Source organism: Bradyrhizobium sp., from assembly GCF_049586575.1.
Lineage (GTDB): Bacteria > Pseudomonadota > Alphaproteobacteria > Rhizobiales > Xanthobacteraceae > Bradyrhizobium.
This window is the reverse complement of record NZ_JBAVCF010000114.1, coordinates 1-2,457: the sequence shown is the minus strand read 5'-3', so window position 1 is coordinate 2,457 and position 2,457 is coordinate 1. Positions and strand designations below refer to the sequence as shown.

Below are 2,457 nucleotides of genomic sequence, written 5' to 3'. Positions count from 1 at the left end.
ACCATCTACTAGTAGCTGCTTGTTTCGCTTTTGGTCTTTAAAAAGGAAAATGCCAGGAACAGGCAGCCCCATTAACAGGGACTCAATAAAGCGCGAGGCTTGCTTTATGCGCCATACGTATTTCCTTTGGAAAGCAGGCGGGACAATTAGGTCTCTTCCGAGCCTATGGGTCAGCTCGAAGGCGGTCATGTCCGCCCCGTAGGACGTAATCTTGAATCGGGTGCGCTTGAGCTCCTCGCTTTCCGTCTCGTCAAGCACATCGTCGCGTTCCATTTTCTCGAGCATATCGCTCGTGTCGTCCGTTCTGTCGGCTTCTTTCTTTTTTGCTGCCATAACTCAGTCCGTTAGTATGTTGCCGCACTATTATTAACTAAATTTCACGCATGTGCCAGACATGCTCCATCCAGCATTACCCTCATGCGCCCGTCCCGCCCAACGCCATCTGCTCACGCCGCCTCTTGATACAGCAACTTTTGGAAGCCGGCGAATACCTTGCTGATCTCTTCGGGCCTGCCAAGGTCAGCCACCGCATCGGCGATAGAGTTGTGGTATTTAAGGCGAAGCAGCGGAGTCAGCTTTTCCTGATCAAGCTCGTCTAATCTTCTCTTCATAGAGAACCGAAAGCTCGTGCTTCTCCGCCTGAGAGCGGAAGCGCAATTCATCGATGTGGTCGATGATCTCCCGTAAATTGTACCCGCTCGAGATTTTGTTTTTAATCTCGCCGAATATCTCTCCGATCTTGTATTCGATCGTGTTCGGGCCGCTCGCCTTTTGCTTGAAGCCGTGCAGGTACGGAAAGAGCTTCTGATTCACGAACTCGCAGAGATCGTCGCCGATCATCGCAATGTTGTGGTCGAGCTTGCCATCCTTGCCCTTCGGCGCTGCCCAGCTTGCCCAGCGATATGGCTTTTCGAGAATGAAATTGTATCTCTTCCCCTCCAGCCGGGCTTCGTCGGCCCTATCATCTTCGAGACCGTCCAAATATTTTAGGAACAAGAGCCACGACGTCTGTTCGGTGTAATCGAGCTCGGTAGTGCAGCCGGCTTCTTTCCGGAGTACGTCGTCGATATTTTTGAAGGCTTGTTCGAACATAAGACTACCCCGAGACATAATGCGATTGGCGTACAGGTTTGAAAGCTATGGCATTCAGCGCTTGCTTGGGATCGAGCAGCTCCCATCCACCGAACGCCAGTGCCTTATTGATTAGCACTCGCGAAAAGGCTTCGCTTTGCCCGTTGGTCATATTTGCGGAGATTCGGTTGAGGCAGGAGTACAGACTATACCATTGAGTGCGCCATCAAGGCCCGAGGCGACCTTTCCGACGGTTTTCCCGCGTCTGATGACCGCACTTGACTCCCCTCGGCTTAATGTTCACTTTTCGTTCTCAATGAGTCAAGTCCCCTCCGATGGCGACGGCCAGCTCCACACCCTCGGGCTGCTCGAACAGCTGCGCACCGAATGCAAAGCGCTCTGGGGCACGTCTTCGACATTATACTTCCGCATCGACGAGCTGCTGCGCGAACTCGCGAACCCGAACCTCCACGACATCGCCAACATGAGCTTCAAAGTGGAGCTGTGGGACCGCTACGCCAATCACGTCCGCTGGGTCGTGGCCGCGGCCGGCACGGTCACGATCGGGCACGCGGCATTCGAGGCCGCCGTCGCCAACTGGCCCGACGAACGCTTCACCCTCCGGCAGGGCATCATGCTCATCCGCGAGCACAATCCCACGAAGTGAGCCGTCGGCATACTAAATGCCCTCATGCCGCCGCGAATGCCTCCATTCGCGCGACTCTATCCACCATCGGGTTGTCGATATGTCCCGAGTATTCTATCCCAAAAAAAGTGGATCACCGCAAAATTGCATTCGGCGTGGCGGTGATGAATGAAGTGAAGTTCTTGTTTGCGCTTGAACCACGCAAAGCGTTGAAATCGCGGTCTCGCTGCGTGATATTCCTTATCAAAATAGACATGTGCGTAAAACGACGCCGCGCATGCGACGGCCGCCACGATGAAAAGATCGACGGGCATCAGCAGATACGCACACGCGGCAGCCAGAAGAATAGGGATGAAGAAATAGGGTGTCGTATTGCCTTCGTCACCGAGGTACGTTTGCGAGACAAGGTGGGCGTCAGAATAATGTGTGTGATGGAAGTTGACGTGATTCCGAAAAATCCTACCGCCTATCGGGTGGTGGGCGATCTTGTAATGTATCAATGTCTGGCCCAGCGACATGACCAGGTGTGTGCCTACCGCAACCAGGAGACATAGCGAAAGCGTGAGAACAAGCGGGGAAACCGTGTGCAGCATTGGCGCCAGCCTCAGCCCGAAGCCGCCCCTTCACCACGATAGTCCTATTCGCGCGATACCGACAGTTATTAATTCTTACGGCCCAGCGAACACGCCGCGCTCGTCACCGCGATTGCCAACTATCCCGGCCAGCGCTTCACCCTGCGC

The 2,457-nt window shown here is 54.4% G+C and carries 4 protein-coding genes; 1 reads left to right on the top strand and 3 read right to left on the bottom strand.

The window, feature by feature from the left end; genetic code table 11:
• The coding region (locus WB528_RS04060) for a DUF262 domain-containing protein (protein WP_423887144.1) at positions 1 to 333 on the bottom strand (333 nt) is incomplete at its 3' end.
• A 252-nt stretch (positions 334 to 585) separates the two neighbouring features.
• Entirely contained in the window at positions 586 to 1,092 is a 507-nt protein-coding gene (locus tag WB528_RS04055; protein ID WP_423887143.1) for a type I restriction-modification system subunit M N-terminal domain-containing protein, read from the bottom strand.
• A 247-nt stretch (positions 1,093 to 1,339) separates the two neighbouring features.
• On the opposite strand from WB528_RS04055, the gene WB528_RS04050 reads away from it, so the two are divergent.
• On the top strand, positions 1,340 to 1,738 hold the full coding sequence (locus tag WB528_RS04050) for a hypothetical protein (RefSeq protein WP_423887142.1): 399 nt from the start codon (positions 1,340 to 1,342) through the stop codon (positions 1,736 to 1,738).
• A 56-nt stretch (positions 1,739 to 1,794) separates the two neighbouring features.
• Here WB528_RS04050 and WB528_RS04045 read toward each other — a convergent pair whose 3' ends face one another.
• Complete coding sequence (locus WB528_RS04045) at positions 1,795 to 2,031, bottom strand: sterol desaturase family protein (protein WP_423887145.1); 237 nt, start codon at positions 2,029 to 2,031, stop codon at positions 1,795 to 1,797.
• Between the last annotated feature and the right edge of the window lie 426 nt (positions 2,032 to 2,457).